Below are 25,448 nucleotides of genomic sequence, written 5' to 3'. Positions count from 1 at the left end.
CCAAGCGTTTTCCAGCTGCTTTGCCACTGCCGACAATCCCGCTTACCGGCTATAAACAAGCCATGGCCCTCTTCGAACTGACACTCCTTCTGCTGTTGATCGCCGTTGCGCTGACGGCGCTGTCACGGCGCGTGCAGGTTCCCTATCCCTCCTTGCTGGCGCTGGCAGGGGTGGGCATCGCCTTCGTGCCTGGCGTGCCGACGATCGAGATCGACCCGGAACTGGCGCTTGCCCTGTTCATCGCGCCGGTGCTGCTCGATGCCGCCTATGATACGTCTTTGCGCGACCTCAATCGTTACAAGGTGCCGCTTGTGCTGCTGGCACTCGGTGCTGTCCTTTTCACGACGGCGACCGTGGCTCTGGTCGGGTGGACGATGGCAGGCCTGCCGATCGCCGCGGCCATAGCCCTCGGCGCCATTGTGGCGCCGCCCGATGCGGTGGCGGCGTCGGCCGTGCTTGGCCAGTTCAAGGTGCCGCATCGAATCACAGCCATCCTGCAAGGCGAGAGCCTGCTCAACGACGCCACCGCGCTGCTGATTTACCGGATGGCGGTTTCGGCGGCAGCAGGCTCCATCCTGCTGAGCAGCGCCGTTCCGATGATCCTGCTGTCCACCCTGGGCAGCCTTGCGGCCGGCTATCTGCTTGGCCGGCTGTCTCTGATGACACTGGACCGTATCGAAGATCCGGCGAGCGGCACTGTGGTGCAATTTGCCGGCACATTCGGGGTCTGGATCCTGGCCGACAGGCTGGGCCTTTCTGCCATCATCACCATCGTGGTCTATGCAATGACAATCGCTCGCACCGCGCCGCGCCGCATGCCGGCCAGAAACCGCATCAGTTCCTATTCGGTGTGGGAAACGGCGGTGTTCGTGCTCAACGTGCTGGCTTTCGTGCTGATGGGCCTGCAGGCACGTTCGATTGTCGGCAGGCTTGCCGGCGAGCAGCAGACCGATGCCTTCTTGCTGGCCGGGACCGTACTTGCCATCGTCATCGTTTCCCGTCTGGCCTGGGTGCTGGGCTGCGGCGCGGCCATCAGGTGGTTGGCCCGTTTCGGCAATGCGGATCGTCAGCGAGACGCGCCATCGTTGCGCGGCGGCATGCTCATCGGCTGGTGCGGGATGCGTGGTCTGGTGACGCTTGCGGCGGCATTTGCCTTGCCGGCTGAATTCCCCGCCCGCGACCCGATCGTGCTCGCTGCCTTCACGGTTGTGCTAGGTACGCTGGTGCTCCAGGGCATGAGCTTGAAACCGCTGCTGCGCCTGCTCGACCTCGACCCGGATGAAACGGTCGACCGAGAGGTTGCGCAGGCACGCGTTCTGGTCATGCAGGCCGCCCTCGACATATTGAGCCGCAAGACATCGGACGCGGCGGCTGCGGTGCGCGAGCAATATGCCGCTCAACGCAAGATCGCCAAAAATCCTGACGATGCCCAGGCGGCCACCGAATATGACCGCTTGCGCCTCTATGCCATCAAGAGCCAGCGCGACGTGCTGGAGGAACTGCGCCGCAACGGCACGATCGGTGACGAAGCCTATCACCGCCTCGAGGAAGAGATCGATTGGACCGAACTGGCGGCGTCGCCACCAGGCCGGTTCCAACCGCTGACGACATAGAGCCTGCTCCATCCGATGGACTCAAGATGAAGCAGGCTCTGATTCCTGTTTGAGCATGATCTATTCCGAAAACCGGGTTCCACTTTCCGAGATCAAACTTTGGCCGCTGGCCCAGCCCCGTCGCTCGCCCGGTACATTGCAACCAATCTGCCGAACCGCTACTGCCATTCAACATTGAGCCGGATAAGCAATGAAGCTGGTCAGCTACAACATCCAGTACGGGTTCGGCGGCGACGGCCGCTATGATCTGTCGCGCGCCGCAGGCATCGTTGCCGGCGCCGACATCATCGCCTTGCAGGAGGTCGAGCGGCACTGGCAGCGCAGCAATTTCGACGACCAGCCGGAACTGCTTTCGCGCCTGCTGTCGGGCTATCACTGGGTTTACGGCCCAGCTTTCGACATGGATGCCAGCGAGCGGCGCGACGGCCGCCTGGTCAACCGGCGCCGGCAGTTCGGCACCATGGTGCTGTCGAAGCTGCCGATCGTCTGGTCGCGACTGCATGCGCTGCCGATGCGCCGTACGCTCCGGCCACTCAACACGCGCAATGCGGCACTCGAATGCATGATCCGCACGCCAGCGGGCCCGGTGCGGATGGTTTCGCTGCATCTCGCCCATATCGCGGTCGAAGAGCGGCTGGAGCAGATCGATTACCTCATGGCCGCGCACCGCCGGGCACCCTCCGATGGCGGGCCGTGGAGCGGCGTCGACGACGAGCCCACGCGCAACTGGACCAGCGGCGAAGCGGAGCCGGAGAACCCGCTGGCGGCGATCTGGATGGGCGATTTCAACATGGAACCGGGCAGTGCCGAATACCATCGCATCGTCGGCAGCTCGCCCTACCATCGCGGTGCTGCTTATCTCGACGGCTTCGTCGATGCCGCTGCCGTGGCCGGCGAGCCGGTCCCGGACTTCCACACCCATGTGAAGACCATCGACGGCAAGGTGGCAAGGCGGCGGCTCGACCATTGTTTCGTCGGCGGCATGCTAGCCGGGCGCGTGCGTTCAATCAGCGCCGACATCGGCGAGGTTGCGTCGGACCATTTCCCGCTCCGGGTCGACATCGATCTGGAAACACCCGGCTTCGCCCCATGACACTTTTCGTCTTCTTCGCAGTGCTTGCGGCCGCCGCCATGCATGCGATCTGGAACGCGCTGGTCAAGGTTCATCTCGACCGCTTCCTGTCGATCACGCTGATGACGCTGGGCATGGGTGCCGCGGCCCTCCTGGTGCTGCCCTTCGTCGAAATGCCGAAAGCGCAAGTGTGGCCCTACATCATCGCCTCCGTGTTTTTCCACATGGGCTACCGGACTTTCCTGATCGGCGCCTACAGGGCCGGCGACTTCGCCCAGACCTATCCGCTGGCGCGCGGCACCGCACCGCTGCTGGCGGCGCTTGGCGGCATGTTCGTCGTCGCCGAGGTTCCGGCCCCGCTTGCCATTCTGGGTATCTTTCTGTTGTCGGCCGGCACGCTGGTGATGTCGTTTCGCGGCGGTGCGCATCTGGAGAGGCTCAACTTGAGCGCGGTCGGCTTTGCGCTGGCCACCTCGATTTTCATCGCCAGCTACACACTGTCGGACGGCAGCGGCGCACGGCTGGCCGCCACGGCGCAGAGCTATGCCGCCTGGCTGTTCATCTGCGATGCTTTTGGCGCCTTGGTGCTGTGCCTTATCTTCCGTGGGCCGAAGGCGCTGCCGGTGCTGGCGCGCGACTGGAAGGCAGGACTGTTCACCGGCGTGCTCAGCGGCGCGGCCTACTGGATCGTGATGTGGGCGATGACCAAGGCGCCGATCGCCTCGGTGGCGTCGCTGCGCGAGACCTCGATCCTGTTTGCCATGATGATCTCGGTCTTCGCGCTCGGCGAGAAGATGACGGGCTGGCGCGGTGCCGCCGCGCTCAGCATCGTCGCCGGTGTCGTTGCGCTCAGGCTCGGTTAGTCCAGGTGTCGTCTCGCGATCACCCATTTCACCAATGGGGCGACGAAACTAAGCACATCTACAAATGTGCCCCAATTTTTCGATTGAAGGTGAGCATCTTGTCTTAAGGAGCAATCCTAAGGTCGAAGACCATCAGTCCGTCCGTGCCGCCTTCGAGCGCCGCGACCAGTCTTGCGCCGGCGCGCTGATGGGCCCCATGCACCAAATAGGCGTCGCGCGCGGAGGCATCGCGAAAGTCGATGGTGAAGCCGTGGGTGAAGCCGCGCGCGAACGGCTCCGGGCTGACATTGGCGCTGAAATTTACTGCGTCCATGCCGTCGATAACCTGTCGCAGCGCCTCGAGGTCGGCATGGATCGCCATGCGCTCGGCGACGGGAACATCGTTGCGGAATCTAGCGAACACACAGTGCCTGATCATTTTTTGCTCTATCCCTTTGTTGTAAGCAATTCCGGACGGAAAACCGTTTTACACTTTTCCTGGAATTGCTCCTAAGCCGCCCGGTTTCCAGAAAACACGGCCGGCGGCAGCGGCTCGCGGCCGAGGATCAGGTCGGCGCCCTTTTCGCCGACCATGATGGTCGGCGCATTGGTGTTGGAGGAGGGGATGCGCGGCATCACCGAGGCGTCGCAGACGCGCAGCCCCTCGACGCCGCGCAGACGCAGATCCGGTGTTACGACAGCCATGTCGTCATGACCCATGCGGCATGTGCCGACCGGGTGATGGTCGGTCTTGGAACTGCGGCAGGCGTAGTCGAACAGCTCGTCGTCGCTGGCGAGCGATGGGCCGGGCAGCACCTCGCGCAGCACATAGGGGGCAAGCGCCTTCTGCCGCATGATCTCACGCGCCAGTCTCAGCCCCCTGATCGACATGGCGCGGTCATAGGGATCGGACCAGTAGTTCGGATCGATCAGCGGGTGGTCGGCGGGATCGGCACTTTTCAGCCGCACCGTGCCGCGCGAGCGTGGCCGCAAGAAGGCCGAATTCAAGGTGACACCCGGGTTTTTCAGCTTCTCGACGCCGGCCTCGATGCCGGAGCCCAAGCCGAGATGGAACTGGATGTCGGGCGAGGCGGCCGTCGGGTCGGCGTACCAGAAGCCGCCGGTCTCGAACAGGCTGGAGGCCACCGGCCCCTTCTTTAGCAGCAGGTATTGCAGGCCGGCCCAGGCCGTGCGGTGCAGCTTCGCGTAGTTGTCATAGGTGTGGTCGCCGGTGCATTCGGCAATGACGAACAGATCGAGATGATCCTGCATGTTGGAGCCGACGCCTGGCAGGTCATGCACCGGCGTGACGCCGACCGATTTCAGATGATCGGCCGGACCGATGCCCGATTGCATCAACAGTTTCGGCGAGCCGATGGCGCCGGAGGAGACGATCACCTCGCGCTCGGCGCGCAGGATTTTCTTCTCGCCGCCTGGCCTGTCGACGATTTCGACGCCGATGGCGCGGCCCTTCTCGACGACGATGCGCGTCACCAGCACATCGGTCCTGACGGTGAGGTTCTTGCGGGAGCGGATCGGTCTGAGATAGGCGACCGACGCGGAGGAGCGCCGGGCGTCCTTCTGGGTCAGTTGGTAGTAGCCGACGCCCTCCTGGCTGGCGCCATTGAAGTCCGGGTTGAAGGGGATGCCCATTTCCTGGCCGGCTCGAAAATAGGCCTCGCAGATCGGCAGCGGCGAAATCGGGTTCGACACGCCAAGCGGGCCCTGGTCGCCGTGAAAGTCGTTGGCGTAGCGCTGGTTGTTCTCGGCGCGTTTGAAGTAAGGCAGCACATCGCGATAGCCCCAGCCGGCGAGGCCCTCCTCCTTCTCCCAGGCATCATAGTCGCGGGCGTTGCCGCGCGTGTAGATCTGGGCGTTGATGGACGAGCCGCCGCCGACCACCTTGGCCTGCGTGTACCAGAAGACGCGGTCCTTCATGTGCTTCTGCGGTACGGTCGACCAGCCCCAGGAGGCAATGCCCTTGGTCATCTTGGCAAAGCCGGCCGGCATATGGATATAGGGATGCCAGTCTTTGCCGCCGGCCTCCAGCAGCAGGACCGAATTGCCCGGATCCTCGCTCAATCGGTTGGCCAGAACGCAGCCGGCCGGACCGGCGCCCACGATGATGTAGTCGGTCATGACACTGTCCACTTACAGTCGCGGCACGGAGAGCGCGCCGTCGACATTGATGATCGAGCCGGTCGAAAAGCCGAGCTTGCCGCCGGCGAGCGTCGCCACCACCGCACCGATGTCTGAGGCTTCGCCCCAGCGTTTGGCGGGCACCAGCCCTCCGTCGATCAGCGCATCGTATTTGGCGGCGACGTTGGATGTCATGTCGGTGCGGATGATGCCGGGCCGCACCTCGAAGACGCCGATGTTTTCGGGCGCCAGCCGCAGCGCCAGGTTCTTTACCCACATCGAAAGCCCGGCCTTCGAGATGCAGTAATCGGGCCGCTCGGGCGATGCCATTTCGGCACTGACCGAGGTAATGGTGATGATCGATTTCGGATGATCGCTACGTGCGGCCAGCATCGCCTTGGCGACGGCCTGGCTGAGGAAGACAGTGCCGCGCAGATTGATGTTCAGCGTGCGGTCGAAATTTTCCGGTTTGAGGTCGAGCAGGTCACCGCGCACGGCAGCGCCGACGCCGGCATTGTTGACCAGGCAGTCGATGCGGCCGAAGGCGCGCGTCGCGGCATCGACAAGCGTGGTGTGGCTGGCGAGATAGGCGATGTCGCAAGGGGAGTAGGCGAACTTTGCGCCACGCCCGGCGATATCAGTAGCAAGACCATCTGGCGCTTGTTCGGCAAGATCGGCGACCAGAATATCGAAGCCGGCATCGGCGAGCGCCCCGGCGCAGGCAAGGCCGATGCCGCGCGCGCCGCCGGTGACGATGGCCGCCGGGCGGGTCATGCGGTCAACTCCATCTTGCGGATATGATCAGCCACCCGCAGCGCTTGAGCCGCGATCGACAGGGCCGGGTTCACGGCAGCCGAGTTGGGCAGGAAGCTGGCATCGACGACGAACAGGTTCCTGTGGTCGAACGACCGGCAGAAGGGGTCGAGCGGTGCGGTCGCCGGATCGTCGCCCATCTTCACCGTACCGCACTGGTGCGAGGGGGTGCGCTTGTCGAAAGGCCGCGACAGAACAATTGGATAGCCGCAAGCGCGGAAGTTTTCGCGCATCACCTTGGTCAATCCATCGAGTGACTGAATGTTGGAACGCCGCCACTGCATGACGATGTCGTTGCCGTCGACCATGATGCGGCTTTCGGGATCGGGCAGGTCTTCGCACATCAGGTACCAGTCGACCGCATGACCGGCCATGAAGTCGAGCGCGAATTTCGGCGCGAACCTTATATTGGCCTTCAGCATGTTGCCGTCGATCTTGCCGAGAAGCTGGACATTGCCGAGTGGCTTGCCGCCCTTGCCGTCGGACAGATAATAGTCGTTCAGCATCAGCGTTTTCTGGTAGACGGCATCGTTGCGGCGGCGCGGGTCGATCGCCAGCATGGCGCTCGAATTGTGATTCATGAAATTGCGGCCGACCTGGTCGGAGCGGTTGGCGAGGCCTTTGCCGTCTGGCGAGGGCGAGCGCAGCAGGATGACGGCGGAATTGACCGCGCCGGCGGAGAGGATGACCAGCTTCGGCGTGACCTTCTTCGCCTCGCCATTCTGGCGATAGTGGACGGCGGCGATGCTTTTGCCGTCGGGTGACGCTTCTAGGTACTCGACATAGCAGCTGGTCTCGAGCCGGATGTTGCTGTCCTTGAGTGCTGCAGTCAGCGGTCCGGTCTCCGCGTCGATCTTGCCCTGACCGGTATTGGGAAACGCGTCCCAACCGGTCCTGCCATCCTTCAGCCAGCTGTCGATGTCGACGCCGAGCGGCAGCGAGGCCGGATGCAGGCCGAGGCTCTTGAGTTCGGCGCGGGCGCGGGCGATCGGTGCCTCGTCGGGCACTGGCTTGTAGGCATACGGGATCGAGTGGAAAGGCTCTGTCGGGTCTTCACCCAGCGCACCGCGCACGCGAAACAGCTGTTCGGCTGTCGAATACCAGGGCTCGAACTCCTCGTAGGAAAACGGCCAGGCCGGCGAAACGCCGCCGAAATGCTCCATCGCGGCAAAGTCTTCCTTGCGGTAGCGGATCAGCACTGCGCCATAGAATTTCGAATTGCCGCCGACATAGTAGTAGTTGCCGGGATTGAAGGCAGCTCCTCCGGCCTCACGCCACATCTCCTTCGGCCGGTAGTGGCCGTCGACGAAGATCGAACGCGTGTCACGCGCATGCGGCGTCGCCGGCAACGGCACACCGCGCTCCAGCATCAGGATCGAGGCGCCGCTGCCGGCAAGGCCTGAGGCGATCGTTGCGCCGCCTATGCCGGAGCCGATGATGACGATGTCCGGATTTGTCATGGCCGTCAGCGAATGCGGCTCTCGGTCGCCGGATCGAAGAACACTGCCTTTGTCAGGTTGAAGGCGAGCGGCGTGTTGGTGCCCGGCTGGATGTTGGCGTCGGCACGCAGCCGCGCCACCACGCCCTTGCCTCCGAGATTGGTGACGGCGAAGGTATCGGAGCCGGCCGGTTCGACGACCTCGATATGGCAGTCGGCCGTGGCGATGTTCGAGGCGTTGCGTTCGGCGCCTTCCGGATCGGTCAGCGCTTCAGGGCGGACGCCGAAGATGATCGGCTTGCCCTGGAATGCCGACAGGCCGGCCGGTGCATTGGCCATCGTCAGATTGATCGGCGCGCGCGCCTCGCGCTGGAGCACGACGGACAGCGCGTTGCCGTTGGTGCCGATCGTCGCCGGGATCAGGTTCATTGCCGGCGACCCCATGAAATCGGCGACGAAGAGATTGGTCGGGTTGTTGTAGATTTCGGCCGGGGTGCCGAACTGCTGTACCTCGCCGTCGCGCATGACAGCGATCTTGGTCGCCAGCGTCATCGCCTCGATCTGGTCGTGGGTGACGTAGACGATGGTGGTGCCGGTGGTGGCGTGCAGGCGCTTGATCTCGATGCGCATGTCGACGCGAAGCTTGGCGTCGAGGTTGGACAAGGGTTCATCGAACAGGAACAGTTTGGGGTCACGCACCAGGGCCCGGCCCATGGCGACGCGCTGGCGTTGGCCGCCGGAAAGCTGGCTCGGCTTGCGCTGCAGCAGGTGACCGATCTGCAGCACCTTGGCTACCTTGTCGATCGCCTTCTGGCGCTCCGCCGTCGGCACGCCGCGCATCTCCATGCCAAACGAGATGTTTCCGGCCACCGTCATGTTCGGGTAGAGCGCGTAGCTCTGGAACACCATGGCGATGTCGCGCTTGGAGGGATGCAGATCGTTGATCTGGCGGCCATCGACGCGGATTTCGCCCGAGGTGATCGTCTCCAGCCCGGCGATGGTGTTGAGCAGCGTGGACTTGCCGCAGCCGGACGGGCCGACCAGCACCAGAAAGCCGCCTTTCTCGAGCTCGACATCTATCCCCTTGAGGATTTCGACCTGGCCGAAGCGCTTTCGCAGACCATCAATTTCCAGAAAAGCCATCAGATTATCCTTTGACGGCGCCAGCCATCAGACCGCGCACGAAATAGCGGCCGGCGAGCACATAGACGAGAAGGATGGGCAGCGCGGCGATCATCGCGGCCGCCATGTTGACGTTGTATTCGACGACGCCTGTCGAGGTGTTGACGACGTTGTTGAGCGCCACCGTCATCGGCATTACGTCGCCGGAGCCGGCATAGGCGGAGGCGAACAGGAAGTCGTTCCAGATGTTGGTGAACTGGTAGATCACCGTCACCACGATGATCGGCAGTGAGTTGGGCAGCATGATGCGCCGGAAGATCTGGAAGAAGCTTGCCCCGTCGACCTGCGCCGCCTTGACCAGTTCGGTTGGGAACGTCTCGTAGTAGTTGCGGAAGAACAGCGTGGTGAAGCCGATGCCGTAGACGACGTGGACGAAGACAAGGTTGACTGTCGAATTACCGAGGCCGAAGCTCGTTCCGGTCGCATTCTGCAAAGTCACGCCGAAACGGCCGATGCTGCCAAGGATGGTCGCCATCGGCAACAGCACCGACTGGAACGGGATGAAGCAGGCAAACAGCATCAGCCCGAACACCAGCGTCGCCCCGCGAAAGCGCCATTTTGTCAGCACATAGCCGTTGAGCGCGCCGAGCAGGGTCGAGATGATGACTGCCGGAACCACCATCTTGATCGAGTTCCAGAAATAGCCCTTCATTCCGACGCAGGTCAGGCCCGAGCAAACTTCGCTCCACGCCTTTATCCATGGGTCGAAGGTCGGCGCTTGCGGCAGCGCCAGCATGTTGCCGTTCTGGATCTCTTCCATGGTCTTGAACGAGGTCACCAGCATGACGAACAGCGGCATCAGGTAGAACAGCGCAAACAGCGCCAAGAGCCCGTAGATGACGACGCGGTTGATGAGCTTGACGTTGACGCCGCCTGAGGCCTGACGGGCGGGAGTGGTGACGGCGCTCATCGCGGCTTCTCCCTGAGTTCCGAATAGAGATAGGGCACGATGATGGCGATGATGGTCATCAGCATGATCACGGCGCTGGCCGAGCCGACGGCCATCTCGTTGCGCTTGAAGGTGTACTCATACATGAAGTTGGACGGCAGCCAGGCCGAGCCGCCGGGGCCGCCGCTGGTCAGCGCCACCACCAGATCGTAGGACTTGATGGCGAGGTGCGCGAGCACGATGAAGGCCGACAGGAAGATCGGCCGCAGCAGCGGGATGACGATGCGGCGATAGAGCTGGAAGGTGGTGGCGCCATCGATCTGCGCCGCCTTCATGATCTCGCCGTCGATGCCGCGCAGACCGGCCAGGAACATCGCCATGATGAAGCCCGAGGCCTGCCAGACACCGGCGATGACCACCGTGTAGATGACGAAATCCTTGTTCTTGATCCAGTCGAAATGGAAGCTCGTCCAACCCCATTGATGCAAGGTCTGCTCGAGGCCGAGGCCGGGATCGAGGAACCATTTCCAGGCAACCCCGGTGACGATGAAGGACAGCGCCATCGGGTAGAGATAAATCGGCCGCAGCACGCCTTCGCCGCGGATCTTCTGGTCGAGCAGGATGGCCAGGAACAGGCCGAGCGCCAGGCAGATGAAGATGTAGAGAAAACCGAAAATGCCCATGTTGGTGATCGACGTGTACCAGCTCGATGGCGGGTCGGTGTCGAAGGTCCAGCCCCACAGCCGCTGATAAGCGCGCGAGCCGGTGATGGCATAGGACGGGAAGGTCTTGGAATTGGTGAAGGACAGATAGATCGTCCACAGGATGAAGCCGTAGACGAAGACGATGGTGATGGCGAAGCTCGGTGCCAGCACGATCTTGGGCAAGGCGTCCTGCAGGCGCGAGCGCACCGAGGCGCGCGGGCGTGCGTGCTCCGGCGTCAGCTTGATCTGGCTTGTCGCTACCGTGCTCATGAGGCTCCTCCCGTCGACGCGCGACCAACCGGCTTCGCGGATCGGAGCCTTCCCCACCGGAGCAGGGAAGGCCTTTTCTTGTGTGGCGCTTACTTGGCGTCGTCGATGGCCTTGACCAGTTCGGTCACGGCCTCGTCCGAGGTCTTGATCTGACCATGGACGAACTTGGAGACGACATCCTTATAGGCATTGGCGACCGCTGGAGGCGCGCCATAGCCCTGGGCCAGCGAACCGAACAGCGTGCCGCCTTCGTTGGCAGCCTTCAGGTCGGCGATGCCCTTCTTGCCGCAAGCGTCGAAGTCGGTGTCCGGAACGTCGGTACGAGCCGGAACCGAACCCTTGACGACGTTGAAGGCCGACTGGAAGCTCTTCGACAGGGTAGCGGTGGCCAATGCGATCTGGGCGGCCTTGCGGTCGTCCGGAACGTTGAACATGCCGAACATGTCGGAGTTGTAGATCACCGAGCCGTCGGTGCCCGGGAAGCGGTAGCACAGGAAGTCCGTGCCCGGGGTCTTGTTGGCGGCGTGGAACTCACCCTTGGCCCAGTCGCCCATGACCTGCACGAGGGCATCGCCCTTGATGACCATGGCGGTGGCAAGGTTCCAGTCGCGGCCCGAGAAGTTCGGGTCGACATAGGTGACGAGCTTGGCGAGGTTGTCGAACGACTTCTTCATCGTGTCGGACTTGAGCGAAGCGTCGTCGAGATCGTTGAAGGCCTTCTTGTAGAACTCAGGTCCGCCGGTCGACAGCACGACCGAGTCGAACATGGTGGCTTCCTGCCAGTTCTGGCCGCCGAGAGCGAGCGGGATCACGCCTGCTGCTTTGGCCTTGTCAAGCAGGGCAACGAAGTCGTCGAAGGTCTTCGGCTCGGTGCCGCCGATCTTGTCCATGACGGCCTTGTTGATCCACAGCCAGTTGACCGAGTGGACATTGACCGGAGCCGCGACCCATTTGCCTTCGTAGACCGAGAACTTCTGCAGGGCTGCCGGAACGGACTTGTCCCAGCCTTCCTTCTTCGCCGTCTCGGTCAGATCGCCCATGACGCCGGCCGCCGCATAATCGAGCACGGTGTAGCCGAGCATCTGCGAGGCAGTCGGGTAATTGCCGGCCGCGACCATCGCCTTCAGCGCGGTCATGGCAGCGTCGCCGCCACCACCGGCCACCGGCACGTCTTTCCAGGCATAGCCTTCCTTGGCCAGGTCGCCCTTTAGGACGTTGAGAGCAGCCGCTTCGCCGCCCGACGTCCACCAATGCAGCATCTGGACTTCCTTGACGTCCGCGGCATGGGCCGCGAAAGCCAGACCCGATGCGAGAGCCGTTCCGATAAGCAGTTTGCGCAACATGTACTTCCTCCCTTGTTTCATTACACGACCGGTGGAGGCCCACCGGGTTCTTCTCAACTCAGCCGACCCACCATCCGGTGCGTTGGCCGCGATGAAACTGGATTGTCTTTTCCTCGGTATAGTCCTCGACGGCGCGTTTGCCGAGTTCGCGTCCGAGACCGGACTGCTTGTAGCCTCCGAAAGGCAGCTCGGGATAACCTTCCATGAATGTGTTCACCCAGACGGTCCCCGAACGCACCCCACGCGCTATCGACATGCAAGTGTCGATGCTGGCGCTCCACACGCCCGCCGACAAACCATAGGGCGTGTCGTTGGCGATGTGCAACGCCTTTTCAATCGATCCAAAAGTCAGCACCGAGAGCACCGGGCCGAACACTTCCTCGCGAGCAATGGCCATATCCTCGGTGACGCCGCGGATGATGGTGGGATCGAGGTATTGGCCGGCATTGGAGGCCAGCTGATTGCCGCCGCTGTAGACGCTGCTGCCTTCGGCCGCGGCTGCTGCCACGTAACCGGCGACCTTGGCCAAATGGTCGGATGAAATCATCGCGCCGACCTTGGTCTTGTCATCGAGCGGATCGCCGACCGTCACCCTAGCGGTGAGCGCCTTGACGGCGTCGAGAAAATCGTCGGCGATCGCCTCGTGCACGATCAGCCGGCTGCCGGCATTGCAGCATTCGCCGGCATTGAAGAAGCCGCCGAACACCGCCGCGTCGGCGGCCGCCTTGAGGTCGGCGTCGGGGAAAACGATCTGGCCGTTCTTGCCACCGAGTTCCATCGAGACTTTCTTCAGCGACTGCGCGGCCGAGGCCATCGTCATCCTGCCGACGCGGGTCGAACCGGTGAACGACACCATCTCGACCAGCGGATGGCTGACCATCGGGGCGCCGACATCGGCGCCGAGTCCTGCGAGGATGTTGACGACGCCGGCAGGAAGGCCGGCCTGCATCAGGATGTCGCCGAGCACGAAGGTGGAAGCCGAGGTCATTTCGCTCGGCTTGACCACCGCCGTACAGCCGGCGGCGAGCGCGAAGGGCAGTTTCTGGCTGACGATCAGGAAGGGGAAATTCCAGGGCGTGATGATCGAGACGACGCCGATCGGCTCGCGCAACACGACACCCAGCATCGTATCGCCGAGATTGGCGTAGGATTCGCCATGCAGCGTGCGGGCGAGCGAGGCGGCGTAGCGCCAGATGTCGACGGCGCCGCCGATCTCGCCGCGCGCCTGAGCAATCGGCTTGCCGGATTCCAGCGCGTCGAGCCGGGCGATGTCTTCGAGCCGCGCCTCGATCAAGTCGGCCGCCTTGAGCAGGATCGCGGCACGTTCAGCAGCCTTCATGCGCGGCCATGGGCCCGTTTCGAAAGCTTTGTGCGCAGCCTGCACAGCGGCTTCCACTTCGGCCTCGCCGGCCTGCGCATAGTGCGAGACGGTGAAGCCGTGGCCGGGGCTCTGGCGCGCAATCGTGCGGCCGTCGCGGGCATCGACATGCTTGCCGTCGATCAGCAGCTTGTACGCCTTTGGCGCCGCGGACGCCTCGACCGGCATGGAAATCTTGAGAGGTGCGTTCATGTGGTTCCTCTAGGATCTCGAAAAGGTCGGTTTGTGCTTGGCCTTGAAAGCGCCGACACCGGCCTTGAGATCGCCGGACATCGCGATGAAGCCGCTGGCCAGCGCTTCGGTGGCGGCGGCGCTTTCCTCGCCTTCGGCGACAGCGATCATCAACTTGGCGGCCTCTGTCGCCAGCGGCCCGCGCTCGGCGATCTTTTCGGCCCAGGTCCTGGCTTCGTCGTGAGCCTTGCCGGTCTCGACCACCCGGTCGACCACACCCAGGGCCAGCGCTTCGGGCGCGAGCAAGATCTCGCCGCCCAGCGCCATGCGACGCACCGTCTGTGCACCAAAACGGCGCACCGCGCGCTGCGTGCCGGACCAGCCGGGGACCACGCCGATCGAGGTTTCCGGGAAGCCCAATTTCACCTGTGTTTCCGCAACGCGGAAATCACAGGCCACAGCCAGTTCCAGGCCGCCGCCCAGCGCATGGCCGGACAGGACGGCGATGGTCGGCTGCCGCAGCTGCGCCAGCCGGTCGAACACCCGGTGGCCGTAGCGCACCCATTGCACCTGGAAATCGGCCGCGCTCATCTGCGCCCAGGCCTCGACATCGCCGCCGGCGCAAAAGCCCTTGCCCTCGCCTGAAAGCAGCACGACGCGCACGCCTTCCGCCAACTCGGCCGCGTCGAGCGCCGTCTCCAGCGCCCGCAGCATCGGGATGTCGAGCGCGTTGAATTTTTCCGGCCGGCGCAGCGTGACGGTGCCGATGGCGCCATGCTGCTCGAAGGTAACGAGACGTTCAGCCATGCGCGCCTCCGAGCGAGGCGCCGCCATTCAGCGACAGGCCTATCGGCTGGTCCAGGTAGAGCGCCTCTGGTGTCGTCTTGAGGTCCTTGGCGACGCCGAGCGGGATCTCTGCCTGCGCCAGCACATCGCGCTGCAGATCGATGCCCGGGGCGAGTTCGGTGACGACCAGACCTTCCGGCGTCAGCTTCATCACGCAGCGCTCGGTGACATAGGTGATGTCCTGCCCCTGCGCGACCGCCCGCTTGCCCGAAAACGAGATGTGCTCGACCTCTGCGACGACCTTCTTGATCTTGCCCTCCTGGTCGATGCGGATGCCGCCATCGGCCAATGAGAGCTTGGCGCCAGCGTTGAAAAAGCCGGAGAAGACAATCTTCTTCGCCCGTGCGGTGATGTCGACAAAGCCGCCTGCGCCGGCTGTCACATGCGGCCGCGCCGAAAGCTTCGAGACGTTGACCGAGCCATGACGGTCGATCTGCAGGAAGGACAGCAGTGACGCATCGAAGCCGCCGGCCTGGAAATAGATGAACTGGTGCGGCGAGGGCATGAAGGCGTCGGCATTCGACGAGCAGCCGAACTTGAAGTCGAGCAGCGGCACGCCGCCGACCGCGCCCTGTTCGATGACCCAGGTGACCTTGCCGTGCTGGCCTTCCTCGAGAAGGATGCGCGGCACATTGGCCGAAATGCCGAAGCCGATGTTGACGGCCATGCCGTCGCGCAATTCCATGGCGACGCGGCGCGCGATCACCTTCTGGATATTCATCTCCGCGTTGCGGAAACTCGACAGCGGCCGGAAGATCTCGCCCGAGATTGCCGGATCGTAAGGCGTCAGCGTCGTCTGCAACTGGTCGGGCGCGACGACGATATGGTCGACCAGCACGCCGGGCACGCGTACGTCATGCGGCTTCAGCGTGCCGTTCTCGACGACGCGCTTGACCTGCGCGATGACGATGCCGCCATTGTTGCGGGCAGCAAGCGCCTGCTCCAGCCCGCCGAGATAGGCGCCCTCATGCTCGTAGGTGAGGTTGCCGCGCTCGTCCGCCGTGGTGGCGCGGATGATCGAGACATCCGGCACGATGGAGCGGAAATAGAGCCATTCCTCGCCGTCGAACTGCTGCACGGAAACGATCGGCTCGCTGGCGGCGGCGTTCATGGCGCAGCCTTGGTGGCGGGGATCGGCGAAGGTGTCGAGACCGACCTTGGTCAGCACGCCCGGCCGCTTGGCGGCAGCCTCGCGGTGCATGTCGAACAGGATGCCGGACGGCACGTTGTAGGCGGCGACCGAATTGTCGCCGATCATCTTCCAGATCTGCGGCGGTTCGGAAGAGGAGGGGCCGGACGGGTAGGAACCGCACAAAGTCCGCTTCAGCAGGCCGGGCTTGGCCAGATGGTCGATACCCCTGACGCCATACATGTCGCCCGCGGCGATCGGATGCAGCGTGGTGATGTTCTTCGGATGGCCTTCCCCATCGAAGCGCTCGCCGATGGCGGCCAGCACGGCGTCCGGGCAGCCGAGGCCGCTTGACGAGGACACCGACACGACCATGCCGTCCTTGATCAGGCTTGCGGCTTCAGATGCGGAAACGACCTTATTCAATTCATGCTCCCGAGTTTCGGGTCGATCTTGACGGCCTTGCCGGAACTTGCCGATTGCAGCGCTGCTTCGGCAGCGGTCAGCGACCAGATGCCGTCCTCTCCGGTTGCGGCAGGCTGGCCCTCGCCACGGATCGCGGTGTGGAACTGGCGCACGGAGCGCGCATAAAGATCCTCGCGGTCGAAGCTCAATTCCTCTTCGCCTGCTGCCGTGCGCAGCAGCACCGAGCCGATCGGCTTCTGAGTCATCACGTTGCTGGCGATCAGCGACCCTTCCGAACCGTGCACCTCGAAGCCGGTGCCGGCGAATTTGGTGGTGAAGCCTTCATGCGACTGCGCAATGACGCCCGATTTGAAGCGCCAGATGCACATGGCGCCATCCTCCAGCCCGCTGCCGGCCATGCCGGCCGACTGCGTGAAGCAGGAAACCTCGACCGGATCGTCGCCGAGCACGAAGCGCAGCGTGTCGGCATCATGCACGGTGATGTCGAGCACCACGCCGCCGCCCGCTTCGGCTTTGGTGATGCGCCAGCCCTGCAGATTCTCAGGCAGATAGACGGAATGGAAGACGCGCGCGGCAATCGGCTTGCCGATGCGGCCGGCGGCGATCGCCTCGCGCATGGTGCGGTGCGCGCCGGCGTTGCGTAGATGATGGTTGGTGCCGAGCACGACGCCGGCGGCCTTGGCGGCGGCAACCATCTTGCGGGCGTCGCTGCTGCTTAGCGCCAGCGGCTTTTCGCACAGCACGTGCTTTCCCGCCCTGACGGCGGCGAGCGCCTGCTCGAGGTGCAATTCATTGGTGGTCGAGATGTAGACGGCGTCGATATCGGCGCCGAGGAGGCCATCGAGCGTCGAAACGGCAAGCGGAATGTTGTTTTCCCCGGCATAGGCCATCGCGCGCTCGGGGCTGGCACTCATCACCGCCGCGATCTCGCCATCGCCTTGCGCGCGGATGGCGTTGATCATGAACTGTCTGGCGATCGTGCTGGCACCGATCAAGCCCCATTTGACGCTCATGCCGCGCCCCCCGAACCCGCGGGCCTGTTTCGGGTGCGGCGATCCGGGCCGCAGCTTTCCCTGACCACGAGATTGACCGCGCCGATATGGTCCTCGGCCCGCGTGGTGCGCGACTGGATCATTTTCAGCATGACATGCGCGGCACGTTCGCCCAGGCCCGCCGAGTCCACCGCGACGCTGGTCAGGGCCGGCATATGATGCTCGGCCTCGGCCACGTCGTCGAAGCCGACGATGGCGAAATCAGCGCCCGGCTCAAGCCCACGCTTGCGCAGCGCCAGCATCGCGCCAAAGGCGACGGCGTCATTAAAGCAGAGTGCCGCGGTCGGCGGTTCAGCCATCGCGAGAGCGGTCTCCAGGCACGCGATACCACCTCTGCGGCTGGTCTCGCCTTCGACGACAAGTGCGTCCCGGGCGGCGATCCCCTGCGTCTCACAGGCTTCGCGAAATCCGCCAAGCCGCTCATGATAGACCACCAGATCGGACGAGCCGCCGAAGAAGACCAGCCGGCGATGTCCCTTGCCGATCAGATGAGCGGTGGCGAGATAGGCGCCGCGATGATTGTCCGGCGCGATCACGGGGATGCGGCTTTCCGGCAGCCGGCGCATGGCGAAGACCACAGGCAGGCCCGCCGTTTCGATCCGCCGAAAGGCGCCCGGCGTCGTGCCGCGGGCCGGCGACACGATGAGACCGGCGACACCTTGCTCCATCAGCGATTTCAGCACTTCCTCCTGGCGCACCGGATTTTCAGCCGTGTTGGCGATGAATGGCACGATCCCGGCCGACTGGAAGACGCGTTCCATGCCGACCGCCAGTTCTGCGAAGAAAGGATTGGTGAGATCGTTGATGACCATGCCGATGACGTTGGAGTGAGCCTTGCGCAGGTTGGCGGCGCCGCGGTTGTAAACGTAACCGACATCGTCGATCGCCTTGCGAACTTTGCTTGCTGTCTCAGGCCGGATCAGCCCGCTACCCTGGAGCACGAGCGATACCGTCGATTTGGACACGCCTGCTTCACGGGCGATGTCGAATATCGTCGCCTTGGCCCGGCTGGCCATTCAGATGCATCCTCCCAACTTTATGATCGCGTTTTATTGGAACGTTCTAATCATCGGTTGGATCTTGAGTCAACCCCAGATCTTTTCCCGGTCGGGAACGATCGATCGTACGTACTCCAATGTCATATTGTATAAGGCTTTTATCTGTTGCAATGCAGCATTTGCCTGTGAATGAACTCTGAATCCTAAAGGTTCTTGATTTATTGGAACGTTCCATTTATAGGCGCGGGAAAGGGAGAGATCGATGGACATTTCCTTGCCTGGCGAGGATGGCCGCAGTGCCCGCTACGCGCTTGCCGGCCAGCCGGTGCAGCCGGTGATCGGCGCGCGGTTTACGCGCATCGCCTATGCCGCCGCACACGTCGTTGCCGATCCGCTTGCGATGACCGATCCGTGGTCTAGGCCGGTGGTCGACTGGGACAGGACGATGGCGTTCCGGCACCACCTGTGGCGGCTAGGCTTTCGCATCGCCGAGGCGATGGACACGTCGCAGCGTGGCATGGGTTTCGACTGGACAAACGCGCAGGAATTGATCCGCCGCTCGATCGCCGAGGCGCGTACCGTCGATGGCGCCGACCTGGCCTCGGGCGCTGGCACCGACCATCTGGCGCCGGCCGCTGCCAGAACGCTCGACGATGTCATCACCGCTTATGAGGAGCAGCTCGGTTTTATCGAAGGGCTGGGCGGCAAGGCGATCATGATGGCCAGCCGGGCGCTCGCGGCGACAGCCAAGGGCCCGGCTGACTATGTGCATGTTTACGACCGCATCCTCGGCCAGGCCTCCGGCAAGGTCATCCTGCATTGGCTGGGCGACATGTTCGATCCGGCGCTCAAGGGCTATTGGGGCAGCAGCGATTTCGAGGCCGCGCTCGACACCGTCGTCGCCATCATCGACCGCCACGCCGGCAAGGTGGACGGGATAAAAATCTCGCTGCTCGATGCCGGCAAGGAGGTCGCGCTCAGAAACCGCCTGCCGGACGGCGTCGTGATGTTCACCGGTGACGACTTCAACTACCCCGAACTGATCGCCGGCGACGAGCAAAGGCATTCGCATGCGCTGCTCGGCATTTTCGACGCCATCGCGCCGGTCGCCAATGCCGCATTGGCGAAACTGGCGGAGGGGAATCGCGCCGGCTATGACGCATTGATGGCGCCGACCGTGCCGCTAGCGCGAAAAATCTTCGAGGCGCCTACCGAATATTACAAGGCCGGCATCGTCTTCATGGCCTGGCTGAACGGCCATCAGGACCATTTTGCTATGGTCGGCGGCATGCAGTCGGCGCGCGGCATCCGTCACTATGCCGATGTGTTCCGCCTTGCCGACCAAGTCGGATTGCTGGCCGATCCAGACCTAGCGGTTGCCAGAATGAGGAGCCTCTGCGCCGTCGCGGGCGTCTGAGCCGGAGGGTCCCTCACGGAACCAATGTCCTGGCTTCTAACGCAGGTATCTCACGCAGGCCCGCTCTGGTCAGTGCCGGGACGGGCGCATTGCGCTCAAGCTCGCCAATGTCTGGATTGGATGGTGGGCGTGACAGGGATTGAACCTGTGACCCCTGCAATGTCAATGCAGTGCTCTCCCGCTGAGCTACACGCCCATCCGAAGCCGCGCATACACCATTTTTGATCCAGCGCGTCAATAGCAGGAAAAAGGAAAGAAGGCGTCGTCTCGCCGCAGTGGCGAAGAGGTGCGGCGCCTCGCTTGGAAAGCGGCTCAGGCCGCCTGAAGCATCTTCTCGACCTCGTTGACGAGATCGCGCAGATGGAATGGCTTCGACAAGACCTTGGCGTCTTTCGGCGCCTTGGAATCCGGGTTCAGCGCAACGGCGGCGAAACCGGTGATGAACATGACCTTCAAATCAGGATCGATCTCGGTGGCGCGGCGTGCCAGCTCGATGCCGTCCATCTCCGGCATGACGATGTCGGTCAACAGCAGCGAAAACGGCTCCTCGCGCAGCCGCTCATAGGCGCTGGCGCCATTGTCGAAATCGCTGACCTGGTAACCGGCGCGCTCCAGCGCCTTGACGAGGAACCGACGCATATCGTCGTCGTCTTCCGCCAGAAGAATGCGTGCCATGATGTCCCGTCCGAATCACCCGCCCGAGATTGCCGTTGGGCAAGCCCGTTAACCATCCTGTATATGAGGAGGTGAGGGTAAACATCAAGTGAACGCGGACGGCGATGATCCATATTTGCCCGGCGGCTCGACCCCTGAAATGCTGGACACGCGGCCAGCAAGGTGGCACTTTCGCATCATGATGCACTGGTGTTTTCGGGTTCGTTCAAATTGAAGACGGCAGCCGAGGATTTTTCGGTCTTTCCGCCCTTCGAAATCCGGTCGGGCGCCGAGCAGCGCGTCCCCTTCCTCTTCAACTCACCGCATAGCGGCCGCTACTATCCCGAACGCTTCCTGGCCATGGCAAGACTGGATCGCAACGCCATCCGCCGGTCGGAGGACTGTTACGTCGATGAGTTGTTCGGCGGCGCCGTCGCGCTCGGCGCACCGATGCTGGCGGCGAATTTTCCGCGCGCCTATCTCGACGTCAACCGCGAGCCTTGGGAACTCGATCCGCGCATGTTCGCCGAGCCGGTGCCGTCCTTCTGCAACATCCGCTCGGCGCGGGTGGCCGGCGGACTTGGCACGGTGCCGAAACTGGTCGGCGAGGGGCTCGACATCTATCCCGGCCGCTTGCCTCTGGCCGAGGCGGTCGCCCGCATCGAGGCCGTCTACAAGCCTTATCATGAGACGCTGAAGCGGCTTTTGACCAGGACCCATGCGCGTTTCGGCTTTGCCGTGCTGATCGATTGTCATTCGATGCCGGCGAGCATTCGTGTCGGCGACAACGGCTTGCGGCCCGACTTCATCATCGGCGATCGTTTCGGCATCTCGGCCACCACGGCCTTGACCGAGGCCGCGATCGGCCTGCTCACCGCCATGGGCTATGCGGTCGCTCACAACAAACCCTATGCTGGCGGCTTCATCACCGAGCACTACGGTCGCCCGGCGCGCCATCTGCATGCGCTGCAGATCGAGGTCAATCGCGGGCTCTACATGAACGAGCGGACATTTGAGAAGGTCGCCGGCTTTGACGCTCTGGCCGACGATTTGACGCGATTTTCAGCTGACCTGATGTCGATGCCCGACCATCATTTCGTCGACCTGCCGCTGGCTGCGGAGTGAAGTTCGCCTTGTTGGTGCATGTCGTTGGCCCAAAACCGCTGCGCACCTCGGGTCAGGCCCGTGGGCACGCTTTTGGGCGACATGCCTTGGAAATCCCGGCGTAAAAAAAGACCGCATCGTTTGCACGATACGGTCGAAGTCTAGGGAGGAAACGCCCAAGGAGGGCATGGACAGGATAAGCTGTCCGAGAACAAGGGTATTGTGCGCTGCACAAATGTCAAGCGACCTTCAGGCTTTTTTAATTCACTGTGATGTGGAAATTGCGTTTCGAAGATGCTTGTGTGACATCCGGGCAACAGATGTCGTCGCGGAAAAATCATCGAACACCCTTGTTTTGGGACAAAATTGTCGGCAGAGCACGGCTCGGGCATGCCGCAATGCGGGAGAATCAGTTGGACATCAGCATCGATTTCATGCGCCGCATAGCGCAGGCGGCGGCGGCGGAGACCTTGCCGCGCTTTCGCAGCCAAGGCGCTGTCGCCAACAAGGAAATGGGCAGTTTCGACCCGGTCACCGAGGCCGATCGCGAGGCCGAGCGCGCTATCCGGACGCTGATATCGGCGCAATATCCCGACCATGGCATTCTCGGCGAGGAGCACGGCAGCGAGAACATTTCGAGCCGGCATGTCTGGGTGATCGACCCGATCGATGGCACGCGCGCCTTCATTTCCGGCCTGCCGGTATGGGGGACGCTGGTCGGGTTCACCGTCGACGGAGACGCCGTTGCCGGCATGATGTCTCAACCCTTCACCGGTGAACTGTTCTACGCCAACGCCTCGGGTTCTCACTATGAGGGTCCAGGTGGCTCGCGAAAACTGACAACCCGCAAGACGACGAAGCTGGCCGAGGCGACGCTGTTCACAACCACGCCGGCACTGTTCAAAGGCGAGGCGCGCAATCGCTACGACCAGTTCGAAAAGCAGATCCAACTCGCTCGCTACGGCGCCGATTGCTACGCCTTTGCCATGATAGCCTCAGGAAGCGTCGACATCGTCGCCGATCCCGGCTTGAAGCCTTACGACATCGTCGCGCTGATCCCGATCATCGAGAAGGCAGGCGGCGTCGTCACCACATTCGACGGCGGGCCGGCGGAACAGGGTGGCGATGTGCTGGCAGCGGCGACGCCGGAGCTCCATGCCGCGGCCATGGCCGCCTTACGCGGCTGACCGCTTCACGCTTTTCTCGAAATTGCCTCAGCGCGACCTGAACCAGTGATCGGCGCTTCAGGCAGTCGGGTCGTCGCTGCCGGGAATGAAGGCATCGAAGGCGGCGAGCAACTGCTCACGGTAGATGTCGGCTTCCTGCAGGATTTCGTGACGGGAACCGTCGATCATCAGCAGCGAACCGAGCCGCAGACGCCTGGCGTAGGCTTCCACGGCCTTGGTCGAGACGACCTGGTCGGCGCCGGCTGCGATTATCAGCAGTGGAATCTGGATCCGAGCCATGAAGTCGGGGTCGCTGACGGCTTCAGAGGCTTTCGCGGCTGCCCGCAGCCAACGGATCGTGGGTCCACCAAGTGCCAGTTGCGGGTACTCTTCGTAGATCCGCGTGTTGCGCCGATAGCGCACCGGGTCGCTCGTCAGCTTGTTGGTCTCGAACGGGGCCGTCACCTTCGGCCGCGGGCCCCAGGCGGCATAGAGCCGGCCGAGGCCGACAGCGCAGAATAACGAACAGACGCGGCGAACCGTCGATATCGAGACCGGCAGGTCGGGCAGCGTCAGGAATGGCGCGATCAGCACCATGCGCCGCACGCGGTTCATCATTGACCGTGCGGCAAGCAGCGTGATCAACGCCCCTGCCGAATGCGCCAGGATGTAGTACGGCCCTCGGCAATCGGGCAGCACGATCTCCTCGAAAAACTGTTCGAGGTCCGCGGTATAGTCGCGGAAGCGCTTGACATAGCCGCGCTGGCGATCGCGGATCAGCCGGTCGGAACCGCCCTGGCCGCGCCAGTCGAGGGTGGCGACGCCAAAGCCGCGATCGGCGAGGTCGCGGATGGTTTCGAAATATTTCTCGATGCACTCGTTGCGGCCAGACAGCAGGACCACGGTGCCCTTGATCGGGCGGGCGACCGCGCCGAACAGGCCGTAGCGGATCTTCTTGCCGTCGCGCGTGGTGAAGAAGCCGGCAGAGGCGTTTTCCGGCCGCGGATTGCCCTCAATTTCGTGAAAAAGGCGGTTGTCGTTGAAAAGATCCGTCATTCGGCGCTTCGTGCTTGGCGTCTCGCATGCCTGCCTGTGCCGGCCGGCTCTGCTAAGGTGATAGACGCCCATGCGCCAAAAGCAAAGCAATTCACGGCAACGGAGGCTGTAACGGGGAAGGCCGGAAGCCGCTTGAAAGCATGCTTCCGGCCCCTGTCGATCCGGGAGGAAGGGACGTTGACACCCGGTCGGCCTCGTCGCGGTGCCTGTCGGCGCCGCCAGTCCTTGATCCTGGAATGCACTTTAGCGCCGGCTGTCTGAACGCGCGCCGAAGCGCCGGTTCATCTGCCGTTCATCAAGGCATCAGCCACACGGTTTTTTGCCGCCGGATGTAATCTTGAAATGCATTCGATTGCTCCCCAAATGTCTGATGCGGCCGCCAATGTTGGGGTCGCTGGTCCAGCAGAAATGCCGCTCAAGGGTTTCGCACCGGCCATACGCAAACCATGTTGCTCAACAGGAGAACACCCCATGCGTCACGTTGATTTTTCCCCGCTTTATCGTTCGACCGTCGGCTTCGACCGTCTCTTCACCATGCTCGATTCGCTTGCGCAGCCGGATGGCGCGCAGACCTATCCACCCTATAACATCGAGCGTACCGGCGAGGATTCCTATCGCATCTCGATGGCGGTTGCCGGCTTCTCGGACGAGGAAATCTCGATCGAAGCCCATCGGAATGTGTTGACCGTGAAGGGTGAGCGCAAGGACGAAGGCACCGGCGAAGGGTCCGAACTGCTCTATCGCGGTATCGCCTCGAGGGCTTTCGAGCGCCGCTTCCAGCTTGCCGATCACGTCGAAGTCGTCGGCGCCGCGCTGAAGAACGGCCTGCTCTTCGTCGATCTCAAGCGCAACATTCCCGAGGAACTGAAGCCCCGCAAGATCGCGATCACCTCGGCTCCGGCCAAGGCCAAGCAGATCGAGGCCAAAACCGCCAATTAAACCTGCAGCCTCCCAAGGCAAAGGCGGCGCTGAAAGGCGTCGCCTTTTTTTGTATCAGTTCGCTCGACGAGAGGCCGGAACTGCGCAGTCTTTGACTTGAGGGTGATCGCGCTCGCCGGATGGGGCGACCAAAGGATTTCGCGGGAAACGAGCGCGATTGTTACTTTAGCGTTATCTAAATAAGTAATCCCTTTTTAACCAAGTTCGAACATATTTAGCTCGGCCAGTCCACAGGCCCCGGAGGCTCCAACGCCCGTTTCACCTTCTCTCCGGAACCATCGAAAAAGGACTCTCGACGAATGTGGCGAAGAAAAACGGCAGCGTGCCTGGCGATCCTGGCGCTTCTCGGCGCCGAGGCACGCGCGACGACGACGACATTAAACATGACCGTGCAGATGACAATCACCGCATCCTGCACCATTGGCAGCGCATCGACGCTGAACTTCGGCTCATCGGGCCTCATTGCAGCCAATGTCGACCAGACATCGACGGTTCAGGTTCAATGCACGAACACGACCCCCTATAATATTGGTTTGGACGCCGGCACTGGATCGGGCGCGACGGTTGCCGCGCGCAAGATGACCAATGGCGCCGCCACTGTCACCTATTCTCTTTACAGCGACAGCGGCAGAACGACCGTCTGGGGAAACACAATAGGAAGCAATACGGTCTCTTCGACGGGTACCGGATCTTCACAAAGCTTTACCGTGTATGGACGCGTGCCAGCGCAATCAACACCTGCGCCAGCCCTTTACACAGATACGGTGACGGTCACGGTCACTTACTAGGTCTGCCGCATCGACGGTC

Annotated in this window: 23 protein-coding genes and 1 tRNA gene; 8 read left to right on the top strand and 16 right to left on the bottom strand. The window is 62.9% G+C overall.

The annotated features are described in order from the left end of the window. Positions 1-62 precede the first annotated feature (62 nt). The 3 genes from NKJ90_RS00835 (at position 63) to NKJ90_RS00825 (ending at position 3,548) form a co-directional block, all read left to right on the top strand. Positions 63-1,613, top strand: a complete 1,551-nt coding sequence (locus tag NKJ90_RS00835) for a cation:proton antiporter (RefSeq protein WP_023759709.1) — start codon at positions 63-65, stop codon at positions 1,611-1,613. Between the two features lie 190 nt (positions 1,614-1,803). After that, positions 1,804-2,706: an endonuclease/exonuclease/phosphatase family protein gene (locus tag NKJ90_RS00830; protein ID WP_023759710.1), complete on the top strand. Its 903-nt coding sequence runs from the start codon at positions 1,804-1,806 to the stop codon at positions 2,704-2,706. Further along, entirely contained in the window at positions 2,703-3,548 is an 846-nt protein-coding gene (locus tag NKJ90_RS00825) for an EamA family transporter (protein WP_352485536.1), read from the top strand. Before NKJ90_RS00830 ends, NKJ90_RS00825 begins: the two co-directional genes overlap by 4 nt. Before the next feature lie 103 nt (positions 3,549-3,651). Here NKJ90_RS00825 and NKJ90_RS00820 read toward each other — a convergent pair whose 3' ends face one another. The 13 genes from NKJ90_RS00820 to NKJ90_RS00760 form a co-directional block, all read right to left on the bottom strand. Continuing rightward, positions 3,652-3,966, bottom strand: a complete 315-nt coding sequence (locus tag NKJ90_RS00820; protein ID WP_023759712.1) for a Dabb family protein — start codon at positions 3,964-3,966, stop codon at positions 3,652-3,654. A gap of 71 nt (positions 3,967-4,037) precedes the next feature. Then, a complete protein-coding gene (locus tag NKJ90_RS00815; RefSeq protein WP_352485535.1) occupies positions 4,038-5,666 on the bottom strand; it encodes a GMC family oxidoreductase in 1,629 nt (542 codons plus the stop codon). 12 nt (positions 5,667-5,678) lie between these two features. Then, positions 5,679-6,440, bottom strand: coding sequence for a 3-ketoacyl-ACP reductase (locus NKJ90_RS00810; RefSeq protein WP_023759713.1), 762 nt, complete (start codon positions 6,438-6,440; stop codon positions 5,679-5,681). After that, complete coding sequence (locus NKJ90_RS00805; protein WP_023759714.1) at positions 6,437-7,939, bottom strand: GMC oxidoreductase; 1,503 nt, start codon at positions 7,937-7,939, stop codon at positions 6,437-6,439. The genes NKJ90_RS00810 and NKJ90_RS00805 overlap by 4 nt, the downstream gene beginning before the upstream one ends. Before the next feature lie 5 nt (positions 7,940-7,944). Continuing rightward, positions 7,945-9,060, bottom strand: coding sequence for an ABC transporter ATP-binding protein (locus tag NKJ90_RS00800; RefSeq protein ID WP_352485534.1), 1,116 nt, complete (start codon positions 9,058-9,060; stop codon positions 7,945-7,947). A 4-nt stretch (positions 9,061-9,064) separates the two neighbouring features. Continuing rightward, positions 9,065-10,009, bottom strand: a complete 945-nt coding sequence (locus NKJ90_RS00795; RefSeq protein WP_352485532.1) for a carbohydrate ABC transporter permease — start codon at positions 10,007-10,009, stop codon at positions 9,065-9,067. Then, positions 10,006-10,962, bottom strand: a complete 957-nt coding sequence (locus NKJ90_RS00790) for a carbohydrate ABC transporter permease (RefSeq protein WP_023759717.1) — start codon at positions 10,960-10,962, stop codon at positions 10,006-10,008. The genes NKJ90_RS00795 and NKJ90_RS00790 overlap by 4 nt, the downstream gene beginning before the upstream one ends. An 89-nt stretch (positions 10,963-11,051) precedes the next feature. Then, positions 11,052-12,305, bottom strand: a complete 1,254-nt coding sequence (locus NKJ90_RS00785; protein ID WP_031260305.1) for an ABC transporter substrate-binding protein — start codon at positions 12,303-12,305, stop codon at positions 11,052-11,054. Between the two features lie 58 nt (positions 12,306-12,363). Next, complete coding sequence (locus NKJ90_RS00780; protein ID WP_023759719.1) at positions 12,364-13,875, bottom strand: aldehyde dehydrogenase family protein; 1,512 nt, start codon at positions 13,873-13,875, stop codon at positions 12,364-12,366. A 9-nt stretch (positions 13,876-13,884) separates the two neighbouring features. Further along, positions 13,885-14,661, bottom strand: a complete 777-nt coding sequence (locus NKJ90_RS00775) for an enoyl-CoA hydratase/isomerase family protein (RefSeq protein ID WP_023759720.1) — start codon at positions 14,659-14,661, stop codon at positions 13,885-13,887. Next, positions 14,654-16,255 (bottom strand): acyl CoA:acetate/3-ketoacid CoA transferase, encoded by a 1,602-nt coding sequence (locus NKJ90_RS00770; protein WP_023759721.1) that lies wholly within the window; start codon positions 16,253-16,255, stop codon positions 14,654-14,656. The genes NKJ90_RS00775 and NKJ90_RS00770 overlap by 8 nt, the downstream gene beginning before the upstream one ends. Further along, positions 16,252-17,268: a Gfo/Idh/MocA family protein gene (locus tag NKJ90_RS00765; protein ID WP_023759722.1), complete on the bottom strand. Its 1,017-nt coding sequence runs from the start codon at positions 17,266-17,268 to the stop codon at positions 16,252-16,254. Before NKJ90_RS00765 ends, NKJ90_RS00770 begins: the two co-directional genes overlap by 4 nt. Further along, positions 17,265-18,323, bottom strand: coding sequence for a LacI family DNA-binding transcriptional regulator (locus NKJ90_RS00760; RefSeq protein WP_352485531.1), 1,059 nt, complete (start codon positions 18,321-18,323; stop codon positions 17,265-17,267). The genes NKJ90_RS00765 and NKJ90_RS00760 overlap by 4 nt, the downstream gene beginning before the upstream one ends. Positions 18,324-18,567: 244 nt before the next feature. Here NKJ90_RS00760 and NKJ90_RS00755 point away from each other — a divergent pair, with 244 nt between their 5' ends. Then, positions 18,568-19,722, top strand: coding sequence for a dihydrodipicolinate synthase family protein (locus NKJ90_RS00755; protein WP_352485530.1), 1,155 nt, complete (start codon positions 18,568-18,570; stop codon positions 19,720-19,722). A gap of 121 nt (positions 19,723-19,843) precedes the next feature. Here NKJ90_RS00755 and NKJ90_RS00750 read toward each other — a convergent pair. Then, positions 19,844-19,918: transfer RNA gene (locus NKJ90_RS00750), tRNA-Val, on the bottom strand. A 116-nt stretch (positions 19,919-20,034) separates the two neighbouring features. Continuing rightward, complete coding sequence (cpdR, locus tag NKJ90_RS00745) at positions 20,035-20,397, bottom strand: cell cycle two-component system response regulator CpdR (protein WP_006199474.1); 363 nt, start codon at positions 20,395-20,397, stop codon at positions 20,035-20,037. Positions 20,398-20,559: 162 nt separating this feature from the next. Between cpdR and NKJ90_RS00740 the strand changes: the two genes are divergently transcribed. Continuing rightward, on the top strand, positions 20,560-21,501 hold the full coding sequence (locus NKJ90_RS00740) for an N-formylglutamate amidohydrolase (protein WP_023759723.1): 942 nt from the start codon (positions 20,560-20,562) through the stop codon (positions 21,499-21,501). A 392-nt stretch (positions 21,502-21,893) separates the two neighbouring features. After that, positions 21,894-22,667: a histidinol-phosphatase gene (gene hisN / locus NKJ90_RS00735; protein ID WP_023759724.1), complete on the top strand. Its 774-nt coding sequence runs from the start codon at positions 21,894-21,896 to the stop codon at positions 22,665-22,667. A gap of 57 nt (positions 22,668-22,724) precedes the next feature. On the opposite strand, the gene NKJ90_RS00730 is transcribed toward hisN, so the two are convergent. After that, entirely contained in the window at positions 22,725-23,702 is a 978-nt protein-coding gene (locus NKJ90_RS00730) for an alpha/beta fold hydrolase (RefSeq protein ID WP_023759725.1), read from the bottom strand. Between the two features lie 471 nt (positions 23,703-24,173). Here NKJ90_RS00730 and NKJ90_RS00725 point away from each other — a divergent pair, with 471 nt between their 5' ends. Further along, the gene (locus NKJ90_RS00725) at positions 24,174-24,641 is read left to right on the top strand and encodes an Hsp20 family protein (protein WP_023759726.1); all 468 of its coding nucleotides are present in this window, start codon (positions 24,174-24,176) and stop codon (positions 24,639-24,641) included. Positions 24,642-24,940: 299 nt separating this feature from the next. After that, on the top strand, positions 24,941-25,429 hold the full coding sequence (locus tag NKJ90_RS00720) for a Csu type fimbrial protein (protein ID WP_084025440.1): 489 nt from the start codon (positions 24,941-24,943) through the stop codon (positions 25,427-25,429). The last annotated feature ends 19 nt before the right edge of the window (positions 25,430-25,448 follow it).

The sequence above is a fragment of the Mesorhizobium sp. M0051 genome, assembly GCF_040323235.1.
Classification (GTDB): Bacteria; Pseudomonadota; Alphaproteobacteria; order Rhizobiales; family Rhizobiaceae; genus Mesorhizobium.
Note: the sequence above shows the minus strand (reverse complement) of the source record. Positions and strands in the feature narration are given on the sequence as shown.